The following is a 22,687-nucleotide window of genomic DNA, read 5'->3' as shown; positions in this document are numbered from 1 at the left end:
AACGTTTTAGGGCTTCTGCCGATCGAGCGTCGCCAGGAACTGATCCGCGATCAGCCGCCATCTGTCGGGATAAAGCCGGAGCAGATGGCCATCGCCGGGAACGCCGTGAAGCAGCTCGAAGCGGGCACGGCCGCCGGCCGCGACAAAGGCGCGATCGTACTCGCGGATCAGGGCTTCGTTATAGAGGCCGTCATTGTCCGCATACAACCAGAGTTGCGGCACCTTGCCGGCCGCGCCGCGGCCGCCATTCGCATAATACGGCGTCGTCACCGGCCCGTAGGGGTACCAGCCGCCGCAGAAATTCACGACACCCAAAACCTCGCCAGGTTTCAGCCCGGCATAATGCATGGCGAGAAAGCCGCCGCGCGACTGGCCGGCGAGCAGCACCGGCCCCGGCCGCACGCCCGACAGCTTGCGGCCATAGGCGATCGCCGAGTCCAGATCCTCCACGGCTTCCGCGACCCCTGCCGACACATCGACAAGGCCGCCATCGTGTTCGCGCCCAAAGTTCTCTTCGCCGTTGATTCCCTCGGACCTGCCGCGCCCACGGCGCATCAGCGCCAGCACAGCAAAGCCGTTGTCGCGAAGCCAATGCGCCTCGGTCGAGAACGACCAGGTCTTCAGCTGATTGCGGCCGACGTCGGACCCATGGGTGAAGATCGCGAGCGGCGCCGGCCCGGAGCCGACAGGCGGATAGAATGTCGCCTCGAGCGTGATCGGCCTGGCACCATCGGGCGTCCGGACCGTGAGGTGCGGAATCGACACGCGTTCGCCGGGCCATGGCCACTCGGCCGGTCGGTCACCCGCCGCAAGGCGTGCCGGATCGGCGCGAACCAGCGTTCCCGAGGTGACGGCGCCGTTTTTCATGGTCGCGGTCAGATACAGCCGGTCCGGGCCGTCGAAGGCATATCGGAAAATGCGAAATCCCGTCATGGTCAGCACGCCGTCGACGATGGTCGCGTCGTCCCGCCACCATTCCCGGTTCATGCCGTAGAACGCGGAGTCCGATTGGGCGAACACCACGTTCGCATGCCCATCGGCCCTGATGCGCTCGACCACGAGGATATGCCGGTCGTCATGCCCTGAAAGCGGGCCATCTCCGGCGGCACGTCGGGCGCCGGCGTCTCCATGTCGAAGGTGTCCGGCAGCGGGACGACGGATTCGGGATCGACCGTGAGCGGCTGGGCCTGCGCGTTGGAGATCCAGCTCATGAGAACCACCATGATGAGGGTTGGCAGCAGGTTGCGCACGGTCCGCTCACGCCTTGTCGAAATCCCACGCCGTAATGGCTTGGTGGACGATAGGCGCGTCGAGGTCGTCGATTCAAGGAAAGTCCGCGTGAGGGCGGGTTCGCGGCGACGCCGCTGATCCGGCGTAACATGCTGAGCGAGCGAACTGCAGGGTCGCGAACAAAACGGCAGCGGTTATCGGTTTAATAGCTGTAGCCCGGATGAGCGAAGCGATATCCGGGGCTGCCTGCGCGTGCGATTCCCGGGTGTCGCTTCGCTCACCCGGGCTACAAAGAAACAGAGCGCAGAACTTACCGCGTGGGGATCGGCTTTTCGCCGCGATAGTCGTAGAAGCCGCGCTGCGACTTGCGGCCGAGCCAGCCGGCTTCGACATACTTCACCAGCAGCGGGCAGGGACGATACTTGGAATCGGCCAGCCCCTCGTGCAGCACCTGCATGATGGACAGACACGTATCCAGGCCGATGAAGTCGGCGAGCTCCAGCGGACCCATCGGATGGTGGGCGCCGAGCTTCATCGCGGCATCGATCGCCTCGACGTTGCCGACGCCTTCATACAACGTGTAGATCGCCTCGTTGATCATCGGCAGCAGGATGCGGTTGACGATGAAGGCCGGGAAATCTTCCGAGACGGCGATCTGCTTGCCAAGCTTGCTGACGAATTCCTTCGAGGCATCGAACGTGGCGTCGTCGGTGGCGATGCCGCGGATCAGCTCCACCAGCTCCATCAGCGGAACCGGATTCATGAAGTGGATGCCGATGAATTTTTCCGGACGATCGGTGGAGGCCGCCAGCCGCGTGATCGAGATCGACGAGGTGTTGGAGGCGACGATGGCCTCGGGCTTCAGGTTCGCGCACAGATCATGAAAGATCTTGCGCTTGATCTCTTCTTTCTCGACCGCGGTCTCGATCACGAGGTCGCAGTCCGACAGGTCTTCCAGATTCTCCGACGCCTTGATCCGGTCCAGCGCCTGCTTGCGGACGTCGTCAGTGATCAGCTTCTTGGCGACCTGACGCGAGAGATTGCCGTTGATGGTGGCCAGCGCCGACTTGACGCGATCGGCGCCGACATCATTGAGGACCACATCGAAACCGGCCAGCGCCGACACATGTGCGATCCCGTTGCCCATCTGGCCCGAACCGATCACACCGACCTTCTTGATAGTCACCGCCATCTCGCCTTCTCATCGGGCCCCCCGCCGCAAATCGCGGCGGATGCCCATCTTACATAGAACGTTTGCGGAGAACACCCCGCCCATGCCGGTGGCGCGGCCGGTTTTTTGGTCTTGTGTTTTGTTTTGCCGCGTCAGTTACGAAGGCGGGACCCGGATTTACGACCCAGGCCCCGTCCCTATCGTCAAAGGTAGCGCACGAAAGGTGACGCATTCCTGAACGCAAACCAGTGCCCATGGCATTAGAGCCGGGCACCGGAGCGCGCTTTATCGGCCGAGTTTGCCCAGTTCTTCGGTGAGTTCGGGCACCGCCTGGTACAGATCCGCCACCAGGCCATAATCGGCGACCTGGAAGATCGGCGCTTCCTCGTCCTTGTTGATCGCCACAATCACCTTGGAATCCTTCATGCCAGCCAGATGCTGGATGGCTCCCGAGATGCCGATGGCAATGTAGAGCTCCGGCGCCACCACCTTGCCGGTCTGGCCGACCTGCCAGTCGTTCGGGGCATAACCGGCGTCCACCGCGGCGCGCGAGGCGCCGACACCGGCGCCAAGCTTGTCGGCGAGCGGCTCGATGTACTTGGCGAAGTTCTCGCGGCTCTGCATGGCGCGACCACCGGAGACGATGATCTTGGCCGAGGTCAGTTCCGGACGGTCGCTCTTGGCGACTTCCTCACCGACAAAGCTGGACAGGCCGGGATCGGCGGCCGCAGCCGCGTTCTCCACCGATGCACTGCCGCCGTCGCCGGCCGCAGCGAATGTCGAGGTGCGCACCGTGATGACCTTCTTGGCGTCCTTGCTCTTGACGGTCTGGATCGCGTTGCCGGCATAGATCGGACGCTCGAAGGTATCGGGCGCCACCACCTTGGTGATTTCCGAGACCTGCATCACATCGAGCAGCGCGGCGACGCGCGGCATCACGTTCTTGTAACGCGAGGTCGCGGGTGCCACGAAGGCATCATAAGAGCCGCCGAGCGAGACGATCAGCGCGGCCAGCGGTTCGGCCAGGTCGTGCGCATAGGCAGCGTTGTCGGCGAGCAGCACCTTGGTGACGCCCGCAAGCTTGGCGGCGGCTTCCGCAGCACCCTTGGCGTTTTCGCCGGCGACCAGCACATGCACCTCGGCACCCAGCGCCGTGGCCGCCGTCAGCGTCTTGTTGGTCGCGTCCTTGATCGACGCGTTGTCGTGTTCGGCAATCAGCAACGTTGTCATCACAGAACCCCGGCTTCGTTCTTCAGCTTCGACACCAGTTCGGCCACCGAGGCGACCTTGACGCCGGCCTTGCGGCCCGCGGGTTCGGTTGTCTTGAGGATTTCGAGGCGCGGCGCGAGATCGACGCCATAGTCGGCGGCGGTCTTGTCGGCGATCGGCTTCTTCTTTGCCTTCATGATGTTGGGCAGGCTGGCGTAACGCGGCTCATTGAGACGCAGGTCGGTGGTGACGATCGCCGGGCCCTTGACCTTGACGGTCTGCAGGCCGCCGTCGACTTCACGGGTGACCTTGAAGTCGGAACCATCGACCTCGAGTTTGGAGGCGAAGGTCGCCTGCGACCAGTTCAACAGCGCGGCCAGCATCTGGCCGGTCTGATTTGAGTCGTCGTCGATCGCCTGCTTGCCGAGAATGATCAGGCCCGGCTTTTCTTCCTCGGCAATCGCCTTGAGGATCTTGGCGACCGCCAGCGGCTCGACGATGCCGTCGGCCTTCACCAGGATGCCGCGGTCGGCGCCCATGGCCAATCCAGTGCGGATGGTTTCCGATGCCTGGGCCGGGCCGATCGACACCACGACCACCTCGGTCGCCTTGCCGGCCTCTTTCAGGCGCAGGGCTTCCTCGACGGCGATTTCGTCGAACGGATTCATCGACATCTTGACGTTGGCGAGCTCGACGCCCGTCCCGTCGCTCTTGACGCGGATCTTGACGTTGTAATCAACGACCCGCTTTACCGGCACCAAAACCTTCATCGGTCCCCTTTCTCAGCTAATGGCGGCGGAACCTAAAGGTCCCGCCAACCCCGGTCAACGCGCGAAAACCGCAGACGGCTCCGATTTTAACGGTTCTGGCCGGGAACCCAAAGCACATCCCCAGCGCCGTTGTCGTTCACCGAACGGCTGGCGACAAACAGGAAGTCCGAAAGCCTATTCAAGTACTTGATGGCTGCGTCGCTGACCGGTTCGTCCGGATTGGCGGCGAGTTCGACCACCATGCGTTCCGCTCTGCGGCACACGGTGCGCGCGAGATGCAGGTATGCGGCGGCCGGCGTTCCGCCAGGCAAAATGAATGAATTCAGCGGCGCCAGCGCCGCATTGAGGCTGTCGATATCGCGTTCCAGCCGGTCCACCTGGGTGGACAGCACCCGCAGCCGCTCCGCCTTGCCCTCGCGCTGGGGCACCGCCAGATCAGCGCCGAGATCGAACAGATCGTTCTGGATCAGGCCGAGCATGACATCGAGCGCGGGCGCCTCGGCGAGGTGCAGCCGAACCACGCCGATCGCGGCGTTGGTCTCGTCCACGGTTCCATAGGCCGCGACCCGCAGGTCGTATTTGGGCCGGCGTTCGCCGCTGCCGAGCGCGGTCGAGCCGTCATCGCCAGTGCGGGTGTAGATCCGGTTCAGGACGACCATGTGCAACCTCGCTGACGTTGGAACGTAATTACTCGGAGGCTCTCAGCCTCGCATCGCCCAGACCGCAAGCATGGCGATGACAATGGCGACAAACTGCAGCAGCACCCGCAGCCGCATCAGACGTTGGGACGTATTGGGCGAACCACCGCGCATCATGTTGAGCAGGCCGAGCAACAGCACGAGGGCGACGGCAGCGGCCGCGACGGGAAGAAGAATGGTACTCAGAAAGGACGACATCGGCGGTTCTTACCACCACAGGGACGCCGGCGCCAACCGCACGGCCACCCTTGGTTCGCTATCCCTTGCAACCTGTTGGGGCCACCCTTGTGGCTACCCATTTAGCTACTCTTGCCTTCACCGCGGCAATCGCTCATTTCTGGTAAATACGATGCAGGGTGCAAGGTGAAGCAGCTTCGATACGTCTTCGATGTCGTGCTGGATGCGTTCTACACGTTCCTCGCCGACGACGGCTGGGCGATCGCGAGCCACATCGCGCTGTCGACGCTGATGGCGCTGTTTCCGTTCCTGATCGTGATCACCTCGCTGGCCGGGTTCCTCGGCACCAAGGAACTGGCGGACCAGGCCGTGTCCCTGATGCTGGAAACCTGGCCGACCCAGGTCGCCGATGCGCTGTCCGGCGAGCTTCACAATGTGCTGACCACCACCCGCGGCGACGCGCTGACCATCGGCCTTGTGCTGGCGATCTACTTCGCCTCCAACGGCATCGAAAGCCTGCGGGTCGGGCTCAACCGCGCCTATGACGTTGTCGAGCCGCGGCGCTGGTACTGGCTGCGCCTGGAATCGATCGGCTACACCCTGATCGCCGCCGTGGTGTCGCTGGCGCTGGCCTTCCTGATCGTGCTGGGACCGCTGATCATCGCCACCGCGCGGCATTACTTCCCGGTGAAGATGGCCTCCAACGAGAACCTGCTGAACATCGCGCGTTATGGCATCGCCATCGCGGCGCTGGTGGTGGCGCTGTTCATCCTGCATGTCTGGCTGCCGGCAGGCCGGCGCACCCTGCGCCAGATCCTGCCCGGCATCGTCTTCACCATCGTGGCATCGCTGGTTTCGGGCATCGTGTTCGGACAATACCTCGCCCGCTTCGCCGGCAATTACGTCTCGACCTATGCGGGGCTGGCATCGGTCGTGATCGCGCTGGTGTTCATGTATTTCGTGGCCGCGATTTTTGTCTATGGCGGCGAACTGAACGCATCGATCATCAAGTTCCGCGAGCGGGTGCCGAAGTCGAAGGCGGCTTCACCTCTTCCCGCAAGGCGGGGAGAGGTCGGATCGCGCAGCGATCCGAGTGAGGGGCACTCTCGGCAGGCACAGCCTTGAGACAGCTTCCGCGTACGAGCCTGCTTTGCGACAATCGACATTTGTTTTTGCGGTGACGCCCCTCACCCGATCGCTTCGCGATCGACCTCTCCCCGCAAGCGGGGCGAGGTGAAGTTAGCGGCGCGTCGCTTCAAGCAATGCGGTCGCCAGCGCGCGGGGTGACACCGGCTTGAGCAGGAAGCCGTCGGCGCCGGCGCGGCGCGCGGCGGCCTCATCCTCGCCACGGCCGGACACGCCGATGATGGCGACGCGTCCCAACGGCTTCGGCTGCGCCCGGATCCTGCGGATCACTTCAATGCCGTTGATTCCCGGCAGCACCATGTCCATCAGCACCGCATCGAATCCACCAGCCGCGAGCCGCTCCAGCGCGGCCTCGCCTTCGCCCGCGAATTCGGTCTGGTGGCCGAGTTCGGTGAGGATAGCATTGAGCACGACGCGTCCGAACGGATTGTCCTCGACACTGAGGATGCGAAGTGCCGGATTGGCGACGGCACTGCTGCGCTCGTGCCCACTGGGCGCACCCGCAACGGGATCGGCGGCGCGCGCCAGCGTGACCATCAATGTGAAGGTGGTGCCGCCGCCGCGTGGTTGTGCCACCGTGATGTCGCCGCCCATGGCACGTGCGATCTGCCTGGCGGACGCGAGCCCGAGGCCAGCGCCGCCAAATCGTGATGCGATTCCGACATTGGCCTGGGAAAACGGACGAAACAGCCGCTTGATCTCCGCAAGCGACAGCCCGATGCCGCTGTCGGACACCGCGAAGGCCACGACAACCCGGCCCGGTGGCCGGCGCACCACACTTACTTTCAGCGCCACGCGGCCCTGGTCGGTGAACTTCACCGCGTTGTCGATCAGGTTCTCCAGCGCCGCGCGCAGCCGCACCGGATCGCCGGTGACGAAGGCCGGAAGCCGGTCCGAAATCTCGCCCGACGAGCGCAATCCCTTGGCGGCGGCGCGGCCAGCGAGCGAATCCGCAACTGTCCGCGCCAGTGCGCGCAGATCGAAAAACTCGTTGCGCAAGGCTTGCCGCAGGCCGAGGCCGGCCTTGCTGCTGCGCGCCGCGTCCACGAACAGCGTGGCGAGCGCCGAGAGATGATCGGCGCTGGCGCGAATGGTCTCGACCCAGCGGCGTTCGCGTTCATCCAGGTCCGATGTCACCAGAAGATCGCTGACGGCGAGAATGCCGGTGAGCGGGGTGCGCACCTCGTGGGCGAAGGCGGCCAGCGCCGCTTCCACCACGGCGGAGGCGGATTGTGTCGTGCCCCGGCCGGTGGCCTTTTGGGCGGTCGCCGTCTTGGCAGCGATCTTGCGGGTGGCGATCTTGCGGACCGGCGGCTTTGCGTCCGGTTTCTTGACCGGACGCGCCTTCTTGACCAGGCGCGCCTTCGCCCCCGGGCGCGCGTTGCGCGTCCGGCTGCGTAATGAACGCGTCGTTTTGGCCGCCATCCACAAACCCCTGCCCCGGCTCCCATTTTGGCATGGCCGGGGACAGCGAGTCACGCCGAGGGCGGATAGCTTTTTGTTTTTACGCGTTTTCTTCACGCGAACCGGGGTCCACTTCGCTCGAAAACGCTTCAGGCGGGGGACAGTCCGACGCGGCGGCGGATGTCTTCGGGGGTCTCGCCGGCCTCGCGCAGCTGGCGCAGGGACGTCGACTGGGTCGATTTGGAGAGTTTTTCGCCGGCTTCGTCCAGAATCAGGCCGTGATGGCCGTAGCGCGGGGTGGGCAGTTCCAGCAGATCCTGCAGCAGCCGGTGCACGCTGGTGGCCCAGAACAGGTCGCGCCCACGCACCACATGGGTGACCTCCTGCAGGGCATCGTCGATGACCACGGAGATATGATAGCTGGTCGGCGTGTCCTTGCGCGCCACGATGACGTCGCCCCAGGCCTGCGGCCGCGCCGTGACACGGCCGGTTTCCCCGCCCGGCCCCGAGCCCTCCTCGGTCCAGAACGGCCGCCACGAGATTTGCTCGGCCTGCCGGCGGGCCGCGTCCATGTCCAGCCGCAGCGCATAGGGCAGACCCTCGCGCAGTTTCTGGTCGCGCTCCGCCGGATCTTCATCACGCGCGGTGCCGGGATAGAGCGGCATGCCATCCGGATCGCGCGGCCATGGCCCGAGCTCATCGCGCGCCGCGATCATCTGCGCGATCTCCGAGCGGCTCTCGAACGCGGGATAAACCAGCTCGTCCACGGTCAGCCGCTCCACTGCCGCACGATAGACCTCGAGATGCTCGGACTGCCGCCGCACCGGCAACTGCCAGGAAATGCCGAGCCAGGCCAGATCTTCACAGATCGCCTGCTCGAACTCCGGACGGCAACGGCTGGTGTCGATATCCTCCATGCGCAGCAGGAAGGTGCCGCCGCTCTGCCGCGCCATGTCGAAATTCAGCAACGCCGAATAGGCGTGGCCGAGGTGCAGATAACCGTTCGGACTTGGCGCAAATCGGTAAACGGGTGGCGGCATGATTCGAAATATGATCGGCACAGACGAAACAGACAACTGCGGCGATTTGCACCGCTAAAAGAATCCCTTCATGCTGTGGACTTCATGACAACCCATTTTCATACCCAAGACGACCTCGCGCGCGCGCTCACCGCGCTGGTGGAGCGCGATCCGCGACTCAAGCCGCTGTTCGCGCAGACCGAAATGCCTGCGCTCCGCCGCCGCGAGGGTGGATTTGCAGGCCTCGCGGCCGTGATCTGCGGCCAGCAGCTGTCGACCAAGGCCGCGGCCGCCATCTGGGCGCGGGTGACGGAGGCGTTCGACCCGTTTCATCATGACGTCATCCGCCGCGCCCGCGCCGAACGACTCGGACGGCTGGGGCTGTCCGCGGCCAAGATCAAGACGCTGAAGTTCATCGCCGGCGAAATCGCCAAAAGCCGGCTCGATCTCGCAGAGCTTGCCGAGATGCCGGCCGACGATGCGCACAATAGTCTCACGGCGCTGCATGGCATCGGCCCGTGGACCGCCGACGTCTACCTGCTGTTCTGTCTGGGCCACGGCGACGCCTGGCCGGCAGGCGATCTCGCGATCCAGGAAGCGATCAAGGTGGCCTTTGGTCTCAAGACCCGGCCGACGGTGAAGGAGATGGCCGTGCTCGGCGAGGCCTGGCGTCCCTGGCGCGGCGCGGCCGCGCATCTGTTCTGGGCATATTACAAAGTCGCCAAGGCGCCGGGGTTTGACGCGGTGCTGCCGCCGGAGGCGGCATCCGCAACCAAGGCTCCCGTGGCCAAGCCGCCGCGAGTATCATCGCAACCCAAATCTATCAAAGCCAAGACGCCAGCTCCGCGTCGCGCCCGCCGCGCTTAATCCGCCGAACCCGCCGGCGTCAGGTGACGGGTCGCCGCCCAGAACAGCAGCGCCGTCGCGCTGATGCCGGCGCCGAGACAACAGACCCCTAGCCAGCCGGCCCAGGCATAGACCATGGTCGACGCGATCGCGCCGGTTGCGCTGCCGATGGAATAGAACACCATGTAGCCGCCGACCAGGCGGCTGCGCGCCTCCGGCCCGACCGCGAAAATGAGACTCTGGTTGGTGACGTGCACCGCCTGCATCGCGAAATCCAGCACCACCACGCCGATGATGAGCGCCCACAACGACACGCCCATCAGCGCGACCGGAATCCAGGCGAACAGCATCAGCGTCAGCGCGATGCCCGTGGTCCATTGACCAAGGCCGCGGTCGGCGAGATGCCCGGCCCGGCCCGCCGCGAGCGCCCCCGCAGCACCGGCCAGACCGAACAACCCGACCTGGGTGTGCGACAGCGACCATGGCGGCGCGCTGAGCGGCAGCACCATCGACGTCCACAGCACGTTGAAGCAGGCGAAGATCAACAGCGCCAGGACGGCACGGACGCGCAGGACGGGCTCCTCGCGAAACAGCTGAAACAGCGAGAGCAGCAGTTGCGGATAGGACGAGGTGGCGGCCGGTTTGGCGTGACGTGGCAGCACGTGCCAAAGAATGCCCGCCATCACCAGTGTCATCACGGCCGAGACCAGATACACCGACCGCCAGCCGGCCAGATCGGCGAGCGCGCCGGACACAAAACGGGCCAGCAGGATGCCGATCACGACGCCGCTGGTCACCATGCCGACCACGCTGCCACGCTCGTGCGGCGCCGCCAGCGTGGCGGCGAAGGCGACCAGCACCTGCACCACCACCGCAAGCAAGCCGACGGCGGCCATCGCCGTGAGCAGCACCGCGGCGGTCGGCGCCAGTCCAACCGCGATCAGAGCTGCGACCGACAGCACCGCCTGGCCGACGATCAGCGCCCGGCGATCAATGAGATCGCCGAGCGGCACGATGAAGATCAGGCCCACCCCATAACCGATCTGGGTCATGGTCATGACGATGCCGATCGAGGCCGGCGACACTGCGAAATCGCGCGCCATGGTGTCGAGCAGCGGCTGCGCATAATAAATGTTGGCGACACTCAGTCCGCACGCGACCGCGAACAGCAGGATGACGCGTGTCGGCAATGTCTCCGCGCTCGTTGCGGTTTCCGCTGACCCAGCCTTGTTGCCGATCCGCACCGGCGTCTGTCCGAATTCCATGTCTCGGCTCCATTCGCATTTCGTATATGGTCCTATTATAGGACCGATTGCATGCCACCTAGTCCTATGTTAGAACCAGAGTCAAGCTCGATGGAGAACACACGATGGTGAAACGGGTCAGCCTGGCCACGGTGAGCTGCCCGGTGGGGCGCGCGCTGGATGCGATCGGCGACTGGTGGTCGCTCTTGATCGTGCGCGATGCATTCGACGGGCTGCGCCGCTTCAGCGAATTCCAGAAGAACCTCGGCATCGCCAAGGGCATCCTGACCACACGCCTGCGCAACCTGGTCGATCTCGGCGTGCTGGAGATGGTGCCGGCGTCCGACGGCAGCGCCTATCAGGACTATGTGCTCACGAAAAAGGGCCGCGAACTTTTTCTGGTGGTGGTGAGCCTGCGACAATGGGGCGAAGACTACTGTTTTAAACGCGACGAGCCCCATTCCGCTCTGGTAGACACGACCAGCGGACGCCCGGTCGGCAGGCTCGAACTGCGCGCGCGGGACGGACGTGCGCTGACATCGAGCGATACGACGGTGAGGAAACTCGATCCGCAGCGGACGCGCAACGCCAAGGCGGCGCGGCCATCGCGGTGACGGAATCACATCCCTCTCGATCGCAGCGCTCCTTGGTCATATCGCCGTCATCGTTGGCGCGAACCATAAGCCGGATCAGGAGAGGGACAGCAGATGAAAACGTCCGAGTTGATTGTCAGACGTGACGACCTAACCAACTGCCAATTCATCGAAACGACACTGCCGGAAGGCAACGAGCTGCCGGATGACTGGTTGTTGCTGAAGGTCGATCGCTTCGCCTTCACCGCCAACAACATCACCTACGCGGTGATCGGCGAGCAATTGAAATACTGGTCGCTGTTTCCGGCGCCCTCGGGCTATGGCCAGATCCCGGTGTGGGGCTTCGCCGAGGTGCTGCAATCGCAGCATGCCGACATCGCCGTGGGCGAACGATTGTTCGGCTATCTGCCGATGGCGACGCACATGGTGATCGAAGCCGCCGGCGTCACGCCGAGGGGCCTGCGCGACGGTGCGGCGCATCGGCAAGAAGTCTCGCCAGTGTACAACGCCTATACTAGGGTAAGCAGCGATCCCGCATTCACTGGGCGCAAGGGCGACGAGCAGGCGCTGATGCGGCCGCTGTTCATGCTGTCGTTCCTGGTCGACGACTATTTGGCAGAAAATGACTTCTTCGGCGCGCACAGCGTGATCCTGTCGAGTGCCTCGAGCAAGACCGCGTTCGGTCTCGCGTTTCTCGTGCACAGCCAGCGCAAGCCGATCAAAGTGATCGGGCTGACCTCGAAGGGCAACGTGCCGTTTGTCAGATCACTGGGATGTTACGACGAGGTCGTGACCTATGACGACATCGCCACAATGCCGAACGAGACCACCGCGGCCTATGTCGACATGGCCGGCAGTGCCACGCTGCGTGCCGACCTGCATCGCCGCTTTGGCGACAGGCTGGTCTACAGCGGCCGCATCGGACTGACCCATCAGGATGCCGCCCCCGAGCCGGACGGCCTGCCCGGCGCCAAGCCGGTGTGGTTTTTCGCGCCCGACCAGATCCGCAAGCGGGTCAAGGAATGGGGGTCCGGCGGGCTGGAACAGCGAATCAGTGCCGTCTGGCCGGGCGTCACGGCCCTGCTGGAACGCTCCCTGACCATTGTGGAAAGCCGCGGAAAAGCCGCAGTCGAGCAGGTCTATCTCGACACGCTCAAAGGCCGCGCAAGCCCGGATCAAGGGCATATCCTGTCGGTTTGGGACTGAGCGGCACGCGAGGCGGGGATGCCCGAAACGGCTCTTCACAATGCCGTCACGCTGCATGTAGTATGTGAGGACTAAGCTGCTTCGCAGCCGTTGAAGGGATACGAGGAGCGTTAGTTGAACGCGCACGTTCCACAAGGCGGGTGGCCGGCACTGGTGTTGAATGCGGACTTCCGGCCGCTCAGTTATTACCCGCTCTCGCTTTGGTCGTGGCAAGACGCGATCAAGGCGGTGTTCCTCGACCGCGTCAATATTGTCGCCAATTACGACCACGCGGTGCACAGCCCTTCCTTCGAAATGCAGCTGCCGAGCGTGGTGTCGCTCAAGTCGTTCGTCAAACCCTCGACCCATCCGGCCTTCACGCGGTTCAATGTCTTCCTGCGCGACAGGTTCTCCTGCCAGTACTGTCACGCCAGCGACGACCTGACGTTCGACCACATCATCCCGCGCTCCAAGGGCGGCCAGACCACCTGGGAAAACGTCGTCGCGGCCTGCTCGCCCTGCAACCTGCGCAAGGGCAATTTGACGCCGCAGCAGGCCCACATGTTTCCGCGCCAGACGCCCTACGCACCCACAGTGCACCAGCTGCATCGCAACGGCAGATTATTCCCGCCGAACTACCTGCACGACAGCTGGCTGGATTATCTCTACTGGGATACGGAGCTGGATCCGTAGGCGCGCGCGGCTGCCTGTCGTGGGACTCATAAGAGTGCCAAAAGACACATAAGAGTGTCAGGGATTTTCCGAGATCAGATCGACGGTTTCCTCAAAAAACACAGATCTGAGCACACACCGGCCTTGAAAAGTGCCGTAACCCCAATAGGATGTATTCACTTCTCGGGGTGCTTTTGGCGTCAATTAGTTATTAACTAACCCGTTTCCCTTAGCCTCAATTCTTCATTTCATCAGGCTCAATCCTGCCAACGCCGAAGCGGCCCGCTGCCCTAGCCCTGCCAGCCGACCGGGACGTTCATGCCTTTACCCGACTTCAACATCGACGGTGTATTGCCTCCGTTTGTGGGGCCTGATGGCCCAGGTGGCTCGCCGGAGGACCTTTCACCCTTCCAGGTGTCAGTCCTGGAGATCGTTCATGGCCTCGCCTTCAGCGAAGGAAGAAAAACGATACTGCGGGGATGGTTGCTCCACCGAAAGGCGCTACGGGCGATCGGCTTCAATGACGGGTTTCAATGGATCGATGGAAGCTTTGTCGAGAAGGGTAAGGAACCAAAGGATATCGACGTCGTGACGTTCTTCCGCCGACCATCGAACGCAACGACCGCGACGGCGTTGGCCCTGCATCGCCAGGCTAATCGCGCAATATTCAGCAGAGCCCAGGTAAAGGCTGCCTTTCACGTCGACTTTATGCCGATCGATCTCCAGGGAACGCCCGAAGGTCTGGTCGGCATGACACGATATTACACCAGCCTTTTCTCCCACCGCAGGGATGACTTCCTCTGGAAAGGCATGCTTCAGGTGTCGATGGATGGCGCAGAGGATCAAGATGCTTTGGATTTTCTAGGCCTTGAACCAACGACAGCAGCGGGATCTCCGCCATGAGCACCGTGCGAAAGCTGGAACGAGACTTCCTTAAGGCGGACATCAAGGCCGTCGGCAGCTTGATGGCACGGCTGGGTGAAGAGGATGTCATGTCCCGTTTCGGTCTCGAGGAGAAGCTTGTGGAGTTGCAAAGCTCGCTGGCGCAACTCGAAGAGGTGCCTCCAGAAATGGCGGCATCTGCCGCACTTTTTTTCGGCGGTAAGCCGGTCATTGGGTCGCACGGAATTGAGAGCGAATTTGCCGGTGTGGCAGTCGGGCAGTTTCAGGATCTCGTTGCAAAGATCGTGGCCAACGACACTGGAAGGTTGGCTGAGCGCGGCACTGTGCCACGGAAAGCTGCGTCGACATTGCATATCACGAATATCGTGCGGGGCTCTTTCGGCTTTCTGTTGGAAGAAATCCAGCCGCAATTGCAAATCGTAGATTCGTCACTCAAAGTGGCTGTCGATGAGGCAACGCGGCTGCTAGATGCGTTCGGGGAAGACGATGAGGAGAAATTTCGAACGGCCGTTGAGAACATAGACCAACGAGTGCTGGGTACAACGCGCGACTTCTTTGACCTCATGCGAAGAAGTGGGGCGACAATGCGTCTTGTGGCAGGAGACGCGGATCACAGTTTCAGCGCCGATGCGGTCGCCCGCGCGGCAGAGCGCGCAAAGACAACGACGGTGGAAGATCTCGACGAGGCGGTGGCTGGACAGCTTGCCGGTGTTCTCCCCGAGTTCCATCAGTTCGAGTTTCGAGTAGTCGATGAGCGCGGAACAATCCGTGGTAAGGTGCACCGCGATCTCTCCGCTCATCAACTTGGTCTCTTCAACAAGGACTACGTCAACGTTAACGCTCGCGCTCACCTGCAGATTAAGCGCGTCTTGCGAAACGATACGATCGTGCGAGAGAGCTACACTCTGCTCTCGATCGAGCCAGAGACCCCGTAGGGGCTAGTCGCACCACTCTACGCGGCCACAGCGCAGCCAAAAATGCGAGCGGCAACCGTGTTGAATCCATACAGAGGGCTTCAAGGTCGGCCTTCCCGAGCCGTCGACCAGCAGATCCCATCGAGGCTCTGCCTCTTGAATCACCAAAAGTTCGATTGTTTCACCGCAACCGCAAGGACATCTCATCCCGACACACCAATCCTCGTTGCCTTCGCGAGCAAGGACTAGGTTTCGCCAGGGCAGCACTTGGGGCAGGCTATCGCCTTCTACGACCTTCAGACCGCGCCTTGGTCCGAACTTGTCCCAGGCGCGTCTTAGCCACTTCGGCAACATCAGGAACTCTCCTTCCGGCGATTGCCCAACATCGGCAAACCAAGCAATGGTTCCTGAGCTCCACGAGCTAGGACAGGGTTTGGTGCAACGGAGAATTCCTCTTCGGCGGTGAATTCCTCTTCGCAAGAAGCGAGGCGGAATTCGGTACGGGCGTACTTCTGGTTTGAGTCTAGCCGGAACGGGTATGCGCGCGCGATAAACTCATTCATTAGGGCCGACGCAGCACGCATGTTTAGTGTGATGACGGAAGGTGCCTCCTCGATCACGCCCTTGATGTATCCTTCCTCCACTTCCGCGCGATGCGCATCCGGAGACGACTTCGCAAGATACTCCGCTCTAAGCGTCTCGGGCGAGTACACGCCACGGTCCTGCAGAGTTGATCGTCCAGGCTGGACGTAATCGATGCGGCCGCAAACTTCCGCGATGGCCGCGCTGCCATCGGGCTTTTTCCTCGTCGGTATGGCCACGCCGACATCAAACATCGGGATAAGGAATGCGCTGGATATGAGATCGGCGAGTTGCCGTGCTTCCAACGTATCGACGCAGCAGAACAACACGTCCGATTGGCTCGCCGCGAGGACGGCCTCCCGAGTTGTGATCGAAAGCGGTACGGAGAATGCCACTCCGGGACCGCGATAGGTAGCAACCGCGTTCGCGAACATCTCGGCTTTCGGCGTACCCTTTGCCGCGTCAGCCAGGGTGGAGTTCAGGATCCTGTTCAAGTTCTTTCGCTCGACCTTATCGAATTCGATGTACTGGTTGTGTCCAAAGCCTATACGCGCCGCCTGCTCGGCCGTGATCGATCCGGTCCCCGAAACGCCGATTATGGTCGCTGAGAGCCGATTGAGCTCGGCCGTCATACCGGACGCGAAAGCCATCGGGCGCTGCGCACGTTGCGGTTTGTGAGCGTCCCGTTCCCAGAAGAACAGGAGATTGTGGCCGACCACACTGACTAACTCCACGGCCGTTTCCTTCAAGTGCCGGTCGTACAGGCGGGTGCGGATGGCTCCGTCGGGCGTCATGATGGCGCTGCCGTGCAGGTCTCCCCCAGCTTCGAACAGGCACGGCATCACGATGTGGTCGCTCGCATCGTCGGCCACCGAGAACACCAACAGGCCGCCGGGATGGGAGTGCACCAGGATGATCGCACAACCCAACTGTTCTGCTTGGTCGATAGCCTTCTCCAGGTATTCGCCGGGCCAATAGATTTCGTCCCGTTCGCGAACGTCACACTCCGCGTACGGGACAACAATCAAGTCCTTAGCCAGAAGACGCAACCGCGGTCCGGGTGCGCGCGAGCAGATCAGGATCGCCGCGGCCTCCTTGCCGTCGCCTGGATAGAGGTGTGCCTGGAGACGCTTGTACAAAACACCTGTCAGGGCCAGCACGGGCGAACTCATTGCCCGACTTCCTTGGCGATCGCAGATTCAACCAAGGCCAGATGCGTGATCACGTTATCGGTGCGCGGATTCCAGGGAGCCTCCGGGCCGCGATGGCGCGACCAGCCGTTGAAGGAGGTACCGCAGATCACCGCAGAGACCTGTGTCCTATCGATTGCCCTTCCCGACGTCAGCCGCAAAGGAGGGCTGGTGTAGAACATATCGATCTGTGCACCCGGATAGGTGGGCGGGATCTCAAGCCCGAGCAGAACGATCTGAGACGCGTAGCCGGCAGGCACCTGATAGTGGTGGATCAGGAGCCAGCGGCGGTCGGCGTCCAAGACCGTCTCCCAGAAGCAACCGAGGGCATCCAGGTGCTTCTCGTCAACCTCCAGCAGATCGAACTGCCGCCGCGGCTTGGCGACAGCTTCTCCGTTGTGGACACCGTCCGGGGTCAGCCGAAGCTTCTCGATGCCGGGGGTCCGCAGGTCGACGGTATAGTCGAGGCCCACGGCCCGCTTTGGTTCGCCCTTCACGATAAGGAAAATCTGCCATCGCTTGGTGATATCGAAGCCGGCCAGTTCGACCGCCTTCCGGACAACGATAGTGGGCTCGTTCAGTTCGAGAACAACGCCCTGAACATTCAACTTCCAGACTCGCTGTCGGCTGACGAACGTTTCAGTGCCGCGATGACCGAGGTCCACGACTTCATGCGGCTCGATAGCTCGGTCCGGCTGGTCAATGCGCGTCAGCAGAAGTTCGTCGTCGGGCGCGATCTTGCCAAGCTTCCGGACGACCTCGCTCGAGATCGTTCGGGCAGGCCAATCGAACCGGACTCCATTGATCGTCAGAAAAAACAGCCGGTCCGTCTCTACCACAATGAACTGCCGGCCGATGCTGAGATCGGCACTTTCGTTCGGACGGATCTCTTCAAGATCGCCGTCGGGGTGGAACTGCAACACCGCGGTCTGCTGGGCTGGGCTGAAGCCCGCCCCGCGGCTGATCTGCGTTCCACTCGGGGTAGCATCGTTGATAAGCACCTGCCGAAAATTCAGATTTTCGTCCGCGACTTCGATGGCCTGCCCCGCAGCGCGGTGTTCCGGTGCATTTTCCTGGATGGTCATAGCGTCTCCTATCTCCGGACGAGCCGGTGTTTCATGGCTCGCTAAGATTATCGAATTTGCTAAATATGTCAAGCAATCACCTAGCATGCTTGAAATATTTAGCATATCCTCTATAATTCGGCTAGGCTGGGATGGTCCCGGCCTCTGGGAACGGAGGACGAATGTCAGATGAGAAACCCGATGAAACCAACACGGCCGAGAGTCTTGGGCGCTATCTGAAGAGCGCGCGGTTAGGGAGCAAAATGACACTGCGAGATGTTGAGGAAGCAACCGGAAAAGAGGTGTCGAACGCCTACCTCTCGCAGCTTGAATCCGGAAAAATTTCTAAGCCGTCCGTCCATGTGCTGTATGCCCTCTCCACCTCGCTCGGCGTCCCGTACGAGACGCTAATGGAGCGCGCGGGGTACATCGTTCCTTCTGGCCAGCGAGCGGAAGGACAAAAACATGGGAAGGCCGCTACCTACTCGATCGATAACCTGTCATCCGACGAAGAAAAGGAACTGATGGACTATCTTAATTTCATTCGTTCGAAGCGGAAGTAACCAATGAGACGGCCGGACGATTGCTCCCTAACGCCCGGCCAACTGGCAATCATCAGAAGAGAAGCCGAGCGCGCACTGCGGGAAGCAGGCGCGCTCGGTGTATTTCCGACACCGGTCGAAAGGATCATGTCGGTGGCCAACGTGGAGGAGGTTGAGGAAGATCTTCTAACGCCGGGACTTCTGGCCAAGATTCGCGCCGGGGCAGAGAAGGCCGGCGGCATCCTGAAGCGCGCCATCTCGAAAGTGATGGGGCTGTTTCACGCAAGCGCCGGATTGGTCTATCTCGACCAGAGTTTGATCGAGGTGAAAAAACGGTTCGTTCGCCTCCATGAATCGGCCCATGGATTTCTACCCTGGCAACGACCGCTGTACGCGGTCGTGGAGGATTGCGACAAATCACTCGATCCCGACGCGGCAGACCTGTTCGACCGCGAGGCGAACGTCTTCGCTTCCGAAGTGTTATTTCAGTTAGACGCGTTCCGGGACATGGCCGAGAGCCGCACCTTCGAGGTGTGGACGCCGGTACGCCTGGCGAAGCAATTCAAGGCGTCCATCTATGCCTCTATCCGGCAATACGTCTCAAAAAACTATCGAGCTTGTGCCGTCGTGGTGCTCGACATGCCGGGACTGATTGAGGGAGATGGCTTCCGCGCTAATCTCCGCCGGGTCGTACAGTCTCCGTCTTTCACCCAGCTCTTCGGCGAGAATTTCTGGACCGCACCGTACTACACGCCGGCCGACGCCATCGGACGATTGATCCCCCAAGGAAAACGAAAGTCCTCGGGGAAGCGCAATATCGCTCTCGTCGACCGGAACGGCACCAGGCACGAATGCATCGCAGAATCGTTCACCCAGGGCCACCAAGTATTCGTGTTGGTGCACTCGGTGAAAACGCTAACCGCAAAATTCGTTTTCTACGCAGCATAATATCAATTATCTGATTTTGATTACGCTGCCGAACGCTTGGACGAAATGTGAAATCAGATAATCTTGCATAATGTTATCTAGATCGTGCGGTGCGTAGTGCCAGGATTGACTCATCCCGTCGCCGTCTCACGCAGATGGTCGGTCGCGCGCTGCAGGATACCACGCAGCCAGTCTTGTGAAGCATCACCGCGTCGGCGCTCGTGCCACAAGGCACGAACCTCGAGACGCACCGTCGCATAGGGTGGCTCACAGACCGGGTGGATGCAGGCAAACGCCTCAGCCAGCGACCGCGGCGCGATGGCCGCCAGCGCCGAGTCGGCAAGCGGCACCAAAAAATGCGGCAGCGAGACGGCGGGGAACGCGCTCCGCCGCCGCGAACGCGCGCTCGAACGCGGCGAGATCATACATTTCCGATCGCCGCGCCAGCCCGAACTCCGGGATGCAAACCGCCGAACCGTCCCTGGCCCCGCTTAATCTATTGACAGCCCCCGCCCATGATAGAATAGTCACAAAAAGTTATAAAAATATCATTCGATGTTGCGATGCTTACATCGACTGGAGCGGGAGGAGACAGATGGACCAGCCCTGTGCGGTCGCGGTCGAAGGCTGCCCACAGGCGCCGCTCGTCAAGGTTGAAGGCATCACCAAGAGCTTTGGCGGCGTGCTCGCGCTTCGCGGTGTCGGCCTGGACGTCCGGCCCGGCGAAGTCCATGCGCTGCTGGGCGAAAACGGCGCCGGCAAATCCACCCTCATCAAGATCCTGAGCGGGGTCCACGCCCACGACGGCGGCACCATCGAGATCGCCGGCCGGCCCGCGGCCTTTACCAGTCCTGTGGACTCGCGCGCGGCAGGCATCGCCGTGGTCTATCAGGACCTGAGCCTGGTCGAATCCCTCAGTGTCGCGGCGAACCTGATGCTCGGTCGCGAGCCGCTGACGCGCCTGGGGTTTCTCAGGAAGCAGAAACTGATGGCGGAAGCCGAGAGCTTCCTGAAGCAGCACCACATTCCGCTCGATCCGAGGGCCACGGTCGGTTCGCTGCCCTTCGCCTATCGCCAGATGACGGAAATCGCCAAGGCGCTGCTCGGCGATGTCCGCCTGCTCATTCTCGACGAGCCGACGTCCTCGCTGACCGGCGACGAGGTCCAGATCCTGTTCGACGCCATCGGCGCGGTGACCCGCCGCGGGGTCGGCGTGATCTACGTGACCCATCGCCTGGATGAGGTGTTTCGCATCTCGCAACGGGTCACGGTGCTGCGCGACGGCACCAATGCGGGCACATTCGCCACCGCCGAGACCGACATGAAGCGCCTGGTGACCGCCATCGTCGGCCCGAACCACGCGGCACAGACTGCACTGTCCCAGCCCGTGGAAACCACGCCGCCCGTCCGCGCGGCCGACGCGCCGGTGCTCACGCTCGCGAGGGTCAGCAACGATCGGCTGCGCGGAGTCGACCTGACGGTTTGCAGTGGTGAAATTCACGGCCTTGCGGGCCTGATCGGCAGCGGACGCACGGAAATCCTGGAGACGATCTTCGGTCTGCGCCGCGCCGACAGCGGCACAGTCGCGATCGGCGGTGAGGCGCGACAACCGCAGGGACCAACTGACGCGATCGAGCGCGGCATCGCGCTGGTGCCCGAGGATCGTCATGCGGAGGGCCTGGTCCTGGAGCATTCGATCGAGCGCAACGTAACGCTGGCGCGCCTCCCCCATTTCTCGTGGTGGGGATGGATGCAGCAGCGCGCCGCCGCGCGCAGGGCGAAGGTTGCAATCGGGCGGCTCGCCATCAAGGCGCCGGGCGCCTCCAGCCTGGTCAGGACGCTCTCCGGCGGCAACCAGCAGAAAGTGGTGTTCGCGAAATGGAGTCATCCGCAGCCGCGGGTGCTGCTGCTCGACGAGCCGACCGTCGGTGTCGATGTCGGCGCGCGCGAGGAAATCTATGGCGTGATCCGCGACGCCGCGACCAGCGGCACCGGCGTTCTCGTCGTCTCATCCGACCTTGTGGAGCTGCTGCAGCTCTGCGACCGGATCTCCCTGGTGGTCCAAGGCCGCGTCACGAAAACCTTTCAACGCGGCGAACTCGGCAACGCCGAGGAGCTCCACCATCTGCTGCAGCTGTCGCAGGCCGCAGAGCCACCCACATCTCTTGAGCTGTCCGCATGATCGACCTGAGCGCCACCCAAGTTGCCGCATCCCAAGTTGCCAGGCCGCCTGCGCCCGCCCCCGCGGGCCGCTGGCGCAAGCTGGCGCGCACACTGCTGCGCGGCGAGCGGCCCTACATGCTTTATGTTGCGTTCGCGATCCTGCTTGTCGTCTTCAGCCTGGCCTCGCCGTGGTTTCTGTCGGTCGACAATTTCCTCAATATCGGCCGGCAGACCACTCTCGTGTCGATCATCGCGATCGGCATGACATTCGTCATCATCGCGCGTCAGATCGATCTCTCGGTGGCCTCCACCCTCGCGCTCTCCGGCATGGCCGCGGCGCTCGCCATGGCGCATATCGACAACAACTGGGTGGTGGGAGCGATCGCCGGACTCGGCACCGGTGCGCTCGTCGGACTGCTCAACGGCATCCTGACCACGCAGCTGGCGATCCCGTCATTCCTGGTGACGCTGGGCACGCTGAGTGTCGCGCGGGGCCTGGCGATGATGATCACCAACACCAAGCCGGTGATCATCACCAACGAGACCTATTTCGCTGTTTTCGGCGAGGGCTCGCTGTTCGGCGTGCCGGCGCCGATCGCCTGGACCCTGGCCGCCGTCATCGTCGGCATCCTGCTGCTGCATTACAACGTGTTCGGCCGGCGCATCTATGCGGTCGGCGGCAATCCGACCGCGGCGCTGTACTCCGGCATCCGCGTCAGGCGCGTCACCACGCTCGCCTTCGTGCTCACGGGACTCTTGGCGGGCCTCGCCGCGCTGGTGCTGTCGGCGCGATCGCATGCGGCGCGGCCGGACGTGGTCCAGGGCATGGAGCTCGACGTCATCGCCTCGGTGATCCTGGGCGGCTGCAGCCTGTTCGGCGGGCGCGGCTTCATCCTGGGCACACTGCTCGGCAGCCTGATCATCGGCACGCTGAACAACGGCCTCGTGCTGCTCGGGGTCAGCTCTCCCATGCAGCTGGTCATCAAGGGGGCGATCATCGTGGCCGCCGTCGCATTCACCAAACGCTAGAGCTCCGAT

General features: G+C 62.7%; 25 protein-coding genes. 11 read left to right on the top strand and 14 right to left on the bottom strand.

Annotated features, from left to right (window positions below; all coding sequences use genetic code 11):
• Nucleotides 1-6: 6 nt before the first annotated feature.
• The 7 genes from RS897_RS16265 to RS897_RS16235 all read right to left on the bottom strand — a co-directional run bounded on the left by RS897_RS16265 (nt 7) and on the right by RS897_RS16235 (nt 5,276).
• Nucleotides 7-1,020 carry an alpha/beta hydrolase family protein gene (locus RS897_RS16265; RefSeq protein WP_315837543.1) on the bottom strand — a complete coding sequence of 338 codons (1,014 nt, stop codon included), beginning with the start codon at nt 1,018-1,020 and terminating at the stop codon, nt 7-9.
• Nucleotides 984-1,250, bottom strand: coding sequence for a hypothetical protein (locus RS897_RS16260; protein ID WP_315837542.1), 267 nt, complete (start codon nt 1,248-1,250; stop codon nt 984-986). The genes RS897_RS16265 and RS897_RS16260 overlap by 37 nt, the downstream gene beginning before the upstream one ends.
• A 290-nt stretch (nt 1,251-1,540) precedes the next feature.
• Nucleotides 1,541-2,422, bottom strand: coding sequence for a 3-hydroxybutyryl-CoA dehydrogenase (locus RS897_RS16255; protein ID WP_315837541.1), 882 nt, complete (start codon nt 2,420-2,422; stop codon nt 1,541-1,543).
• 264 nt (nt 2,423-2,686) lie between these two features.
• The gene (locus RS897_RS16250; RefSeq protein ID WP_315837540.1) at nt 2,687-3,631 is read right to left on the bottom strand and encodes an electron transfer flavoprotein subunit alpha/FixB family protein; all 945 of its coding nucleotides are present in this window, start codon (nt 3,629-3,631) and stop codon (nt 2,687-2,689) included.
• Nucleotides 3,631-4,380, bottom strand: coding sequence for an electron transfer flavoprotein subunit beta/FixA family protein (locus RS897_RS16245; protein WP_315837539.1), 750 nt, complete (start codon nt 4,378-4,380; stop codon nt 3,631-3,633). The genes RS897_RS16250 and RS897_RS16245 overlap by 1 nt, the downstream gene beginning before the upstream one ends.
• An 86-nt stretch (nt 4,381-4,466) precedes the next feature.
• Nucleotides 4,467-5,039, bottom strand: a complete 573-nt coding sequence (locus tag RS897_RS16240; RefSeq protein ID WP_315837538.1) for a cob(I)yrinic acid a,c-diamide adenosyltransferase — start codon at nt 5,037-5,039, stop codon at nt 4,467-4,469.
• 42 nt (nt 5,040-5,081) lie between these two features.
• Nucleotides 5,082-5,276 (bottom strand): twin transmembrane helix small protein, encoded by a 195-nt coding sequence (locus RS897_RS16235; protein WP_315837537.1) that lies wholly within the window; start codon nt 5,274-5,276, stop codon nt 5,082-5,084.
• Nucleotides 5,277-5,441: 165 nt separating this feature from the next.
• Between RS897_RS16235 and RS897_RS16230 the strand changes: the two genes are divergently transcribed.
• A complete protein-coding gene (locus RS897_RS16230) occupies nt 5,442-6,380 on the top strand; it encodes a YihY/virulence factor BrkB family protein (RefSeq protein WP_315837536.1) in 939 nt (312 codons plus the stop codon).
• A gap of 114 nt (nt 6,381-6,494) precedes the next feature.
• On the opposite strand, the gene RS897_RS16225 is transcribed toward RS897_RS16230, so the two are convergent.
• Nucleotides 6,495-7,826 (bottom strand): ATP-binding protein, encoded by a 1,332-nt coding sequence (locus RS897_RS16225; protein ID WP_315837535.1) that lies wholly within the window; start codon nt 7,824-7,826, stop codon nt 6,495-6,497.
• Between the two features lie 128 nt (nt 7,827-7,954).
• Nucleotides 7,955-8,845, bottom strand: coding sequence for a tRNA glutamyl-Q(34) synthetase GluQRS (gene gluQRS / locus RS897_RS16220; RefSeq protein WP_315837534.1), 891 nt, complete (start codon nt 8,843-8,845; stop codon nt 7,955-7,957).
• A gap of 84 nt (nt 8,846-8,929) precedes the next feature.
• Between gluQRS and RS897_RS16215 the strand changes: the two genes are divergently transcribed.
• Nucleotides 8,930-9,691 carry a DNA-3-methyladenine glycosylase family protein gene (locus tag RS897_RS16215; protein WP_315837533.1) on the top strand — a complete coding sequence of 254 codons (762 nt, stop codon included), beginning with the start codon at nt 8,930-8,932 and terminating at the stop codon, nt 9,689-9,691.
• Here RS897_RS16215 and RS897_RS16210 read toward each other — a convergent pair.
• The gene (locus RS897_RS16210) at nt 9,688-10,935 is read right to left on the bottom strand and encodes an MFS transporter (RefSeq protein WP_315837532.1); all 1,248 of its coding nucleotides are present in this window, start codon (nt 10,933-10,935) and stop codon (nt 9,688-9,690) included. The genes RS897_RS16215 and RS897_RS16210 overlap by 4 nt on opposite strands.
• Nucleotides 10,936-11,039: 104 nt before the next feature.
• On the opposite strand from RS897_RS16210, the gene RS897_RS16205 reads away from it, so the two are divergent.
• The 5 genes from RS897_RS16205 (at nt 11,040) to RS897_RS16185 (ending at nt 15,202) form a co-directional block, all read left to right on the top strand.
• Nucleotides 11,040-11,528, top strand: a complete 489-nt coding sequence (locus RS897_RS16205) for a winged helix-turn-helix transcriptional regulator (protein ID WP_315837531.1) — start codon at nt 11,040-11,042, stop codon at nt 11,526-11,528.
• A gap of 93 nt (nt 11,529-11,621) precedes the next feature.
• Nucleotides 11,622-12,713 (top strand): DUF2855 family protein, encoded by a 1,092-nt coding sequence (locus RS897_RS16200; protein ID WP_315837530.1) that lies wholly within the window; start codon nt 11,622-11,624, stop codon nt 12,711-12,713.
• 114 nt (nt 12,714-12,827) lie between these two features.
• Nucleotides 12,828-13,385, top strand: coding sequence for an HNH endonuclease (locus tag RS897_RS16195; RefSeq protein WP_315837529.1), 558 nt, complete (start codon nt 12,828-12,830; stop codon nt 13,383-13,385).
• Nucleotides 13,386-13,682: 297 nt separating this feature from the next.
• A complete protein-coding gene (locus tag RS897_RS16190) occupies nt 13,683-14,267 on the top strand; it encodes a DUF6932 family protein (RefSeq protein WP_315837528.1) in 585 nt (194 codons plus the stop codon).
• Nucleotides 14,264-15,202, top strand: coding sequence for a hypothetical protein (locus RS897_RS16185; RefSeq protein WP_315837527.1), 939 nt, complete (start codon nt 14,264-14,266; stop codon nt 15,200-15,202). The genes RS897_RS16190 and RS897_RS16185 overlap by 4 nt, the downstream gene beginning before the upstream one ends.
• Nucleotides 15,203-15,205: 3 nt before the next feature.
• Here the strand turns inward: RS897_RS16185 and RS897_RS42460 are convergent, their stop codons facing one another.
• The 3 genes from RS897_RS42460 to RS897_RS16170 are packed head-to-tail and all read right to left on the bottom strand — an operon-like array spanning nt 15,206 to nt 18,038.
• On the bottom strand, nt 15,206-15,535 hold the full coding sequence (locus RS897_RS42460) for a ubiquitination-like system serine protease family protein (RefSeq protein ID WP_484481518.1): 330 nt from the start codon (nt 15,533-15,535) through the stop codon (nt 15,206-15,208).
• Nucleotides 15,535-16,935 carry a ThiF family adenylyltransferase gene (locus tag RS897_RS16175; RefSeq protein ID WP_315837526.1) on the bottom strand — a complete coding sequence of 467 codons (1,401 nt, stop codon included), beginning with the start codon at nt 16,933-16,935 and terminating at the stop codon, nt 15,535-15,537. Before RS897_RS16175 ends, RS897_RS42460 begins: the two co-directional genes overlap by 1 nt.
• Entirely contained in the window at nt 16,932-18,038 is a 1,107-nt protein-coding gene (locus RS897_RS16170) for a multiubiquitin domain-containing protein (RefSeq protein ID WP_315837525.1), read from the bottom strand. The genes RS897_RS16175 and RS897_RS16170 overlap by 4 nt, the downstream gene beginning before the upstream one ends.
• Before the next feature lie 161 nt (nt 18,039-18,199).
• On the opposite strand from RS897_RS16170, the gene RS897_RS16165 reads away from it, so the two are divergent.
• A complete protein-coding gene (locus tag RS897_RS16165; RefSeq protein ID WP_315837524.1) occupies nt 18,200-18,580 on the top strand; it encodes a helix-turn-helix domain-containing protein in 381 nt (126 codons plus the stop codon).
• A 3-nt stretch (nt 18,581-18,583) separates the two neighbouring features.
• Nucleotides 18,584-19,507: an ImmA/IrrE family metallo-endopeptidase gene (locus RS897_RS16160; protein WP_315837523.1), complete on the top strand. Its 924-nt coding sequence runs from the start codon at nt 18,584-18,586 to the stop codon at nt 19,505-19,507.
• Between the two features lie 110 nt (nt 19,508-19,617).
• Here the strand turns inward: RS897_RS16160 and RS897_RS16155 are convergent, their stop codons facing one another.
• The gene (locus RS897_RS16155) at nt 19,618-19,836 is read right to left on the bottom strand and encodes a type 2 periplasmic-binding domain-containing protein (protein WP_315837522.1); all 219 of its coding nucleotides are present in this window, start codon (nt 19,834-19,836) and stop codon (nt 19,618-19,620) included.
• Nucleotides 19,837-20,081: 245 nt separating this feature from the next.
• Between RS897_RS16155 and RS897_RS16150 the strand changes: the two genes are divergently transcribed.
• Both RS897_RS16150 and RS897_RS16145 read left to right on the top strand, forming a co-directional pair.
• Nucleotides 20,082-21,668, top strand: coding sequence for a sugar ABC transporter ATP-binding protein (locus RS897_RS16150; protein ID WP_315837521.1), 1,587 nt, complete (start codon nt 20,082-20,084; stop codon nt 21,666-21,668).
• Nucleotides 21,665-22,678 (top strand): ABC transporter permease, encoded by a 1,014-nt coding sequence (locus RS897_RS16145; protein ID WP_315837520.1) that lies wholly within the window; start codon nt 21,665-21,667, stop codon nt 22,676-22,678. Before RS897_RS16150 ends, RS897_RS16145 begins: the two co-directional genes overlap by 4 nt.
• The last annotated feature ends 9 nt before the right edge of the window (nt 22,679-22,687 follow it).

Source organism: Bradyrhizobium prioriisuperbiae, from assembly GCF_032397745.1.
In the GTDB taxonomy this organism is placed as follows: Bacteria; Pseudomonadota; Alphaproteobacteria; order Rhizobiales; family Xanthobacteraceae; genus Bradyrhizobium_A; species Bradyrhizobium_A prioriisuperbiae.
Note: the sequence above shows the minus strand (reverse complement) of the source record. Positions and strands in the feature narration are given on the sequence as shown.

Bases quoted from the DNA above. Each gene is read 5' to 3' on its own strand.
- RS897_RS16255 (WP_315837541.1), bottom strand. From the start codon at position 2,422: ATGGCGGTGACTATCAAGAAGGTCGGTGTGATCGGTTCGGGCCAGATG.
- RS897_RS16250 (WP_315837540.1), bottom strand. From the start codon at position 3,631: ATGACAACGTTGCTGATTGCCGAACACGACAACGCGTCGATCAAGGAC.
- RS897_RS16245 (WP_315837539.1), bottom strand. From the start codon at position 4,380: ATGAAGGTTTTGGTGCCGGTAAAGCGGGTCGTTGATTACAACGTCAAG.
- RS897_RS16240 (WP_315837538.1), bottom strand. From the start codon at position 5,039: ATGGTCGTCCTGAACCGGATCTACACCCGCACTGGCGATGACGGCTCG.
- RS897_RS16235 (WP_315837537.1), bottom strand. From the start codon at position 5,276: ATGTCGTCCTTTCTGAGTACCATTCTTCTTCCCGTCGCGGCCGCTGCC.
- RS897_RS16225 (WP_315837535.1), bottom strand. From the start codon at position 7,826: ATGGCGGCCAAAACGACGCGTTCATTACGCAGCCGGACGCGCAACGCG.
- gluQRS (WP_315837534.1), bottom strand. From the start codon at position 8,845: ATGCCGCCACCCGTTTACCGATTTGCGCCAAGTCCGAACGGTTATCTG.
- RS897_RS16215 (WP_315837533.1), top strand. From the start codon at position 8,930: ATGACAACCCATTTTCATACCCAAGACGACCTCGCGCGCGCGCTCACC.
- RS897_RS16210 (WP_315837532.1), bottom strand. From the start codon at position 10,935: ATGGAATTCGGACAGACGCCGGTGCGGATCGGCAACAAGGCTGGGTCA.
- RS897_RS16205 (WP_315837531.1), top strand. From the start codon at position 11,040: ATGGTGAAACGGGTCAGCCTGGCCACGGTGAGCTGCCCGGTGGGGCGC.
- RS897_RS16200 (WP_315837530.1), top strand. From the start codon at position 11,622: ATGAAAACGTCCGAGTTGATTGTCAGACGTGACGACCTAACCAACTGC.
- RS897_RS16190 (WP_315837528.1), top strand. From the start codon at position 13,683: ATGCCTTTACCCGACTTCAACATCGACGGTGTATTGCCTCCGTTTGTG.
- RS897_RS16185 (WP_315837527.1), top strand. From the start codon at position 14,264: ATGAGCACCGTGCGAAAGCTGGAACGAGACTTCCTTAAGGCGGACATC.
- RS897_RS42460 (WP_484481518.1), bottom strand. From the start codon at position 15,535: ATGTTGCCGAAGTGGCTAAGACGCGCCTGGGACAAGTTCGGACCAAGG.
- RS897_RS16175 (WP_315837526.1), bottom strand. From the start codon at position 16,935: ATGAGTTCGCCCGTGCTGGCCCTGACAGGTGTTTTGTACAAGCGTCTC.
- RS897_RS16170 (WP_315837525.1), bottom strand. From the start codon at position 18,038: ATGACCATCCAGGAAAATGCACCGGAACACCGCGCTGCGGGGCAGGCC.
- RS897_RS16165 (WP_315837524.1), top strand. From the start codon at position 18,200: ATGTCAGATGAGAAACCCGATGAAACCAACACGGCCGAGAGTCTTGGG.
- RS897_RS16160 (WP_315837523.1), top strand. From the start codon at position 18,584: ATGAGACGGCCGGACGATTGCTCCCTAACGCCCGGCCAACTGGCAATC.
- RS897_RS16150 (WP_315837521.1), top strand. From the start codon at position 20,082: ATGGACCAGCCCTGTGCGGTCGCGGTCGAAGGCTGCCCACAGGCGCCG.
- RS897_RS16145 (WP_315837520.1), top strand. From the start codon at position 21,665: ATGATCGACCTGAGCGCCACCCAAGTTGCCGCATCCCAAGTTGCCAGG.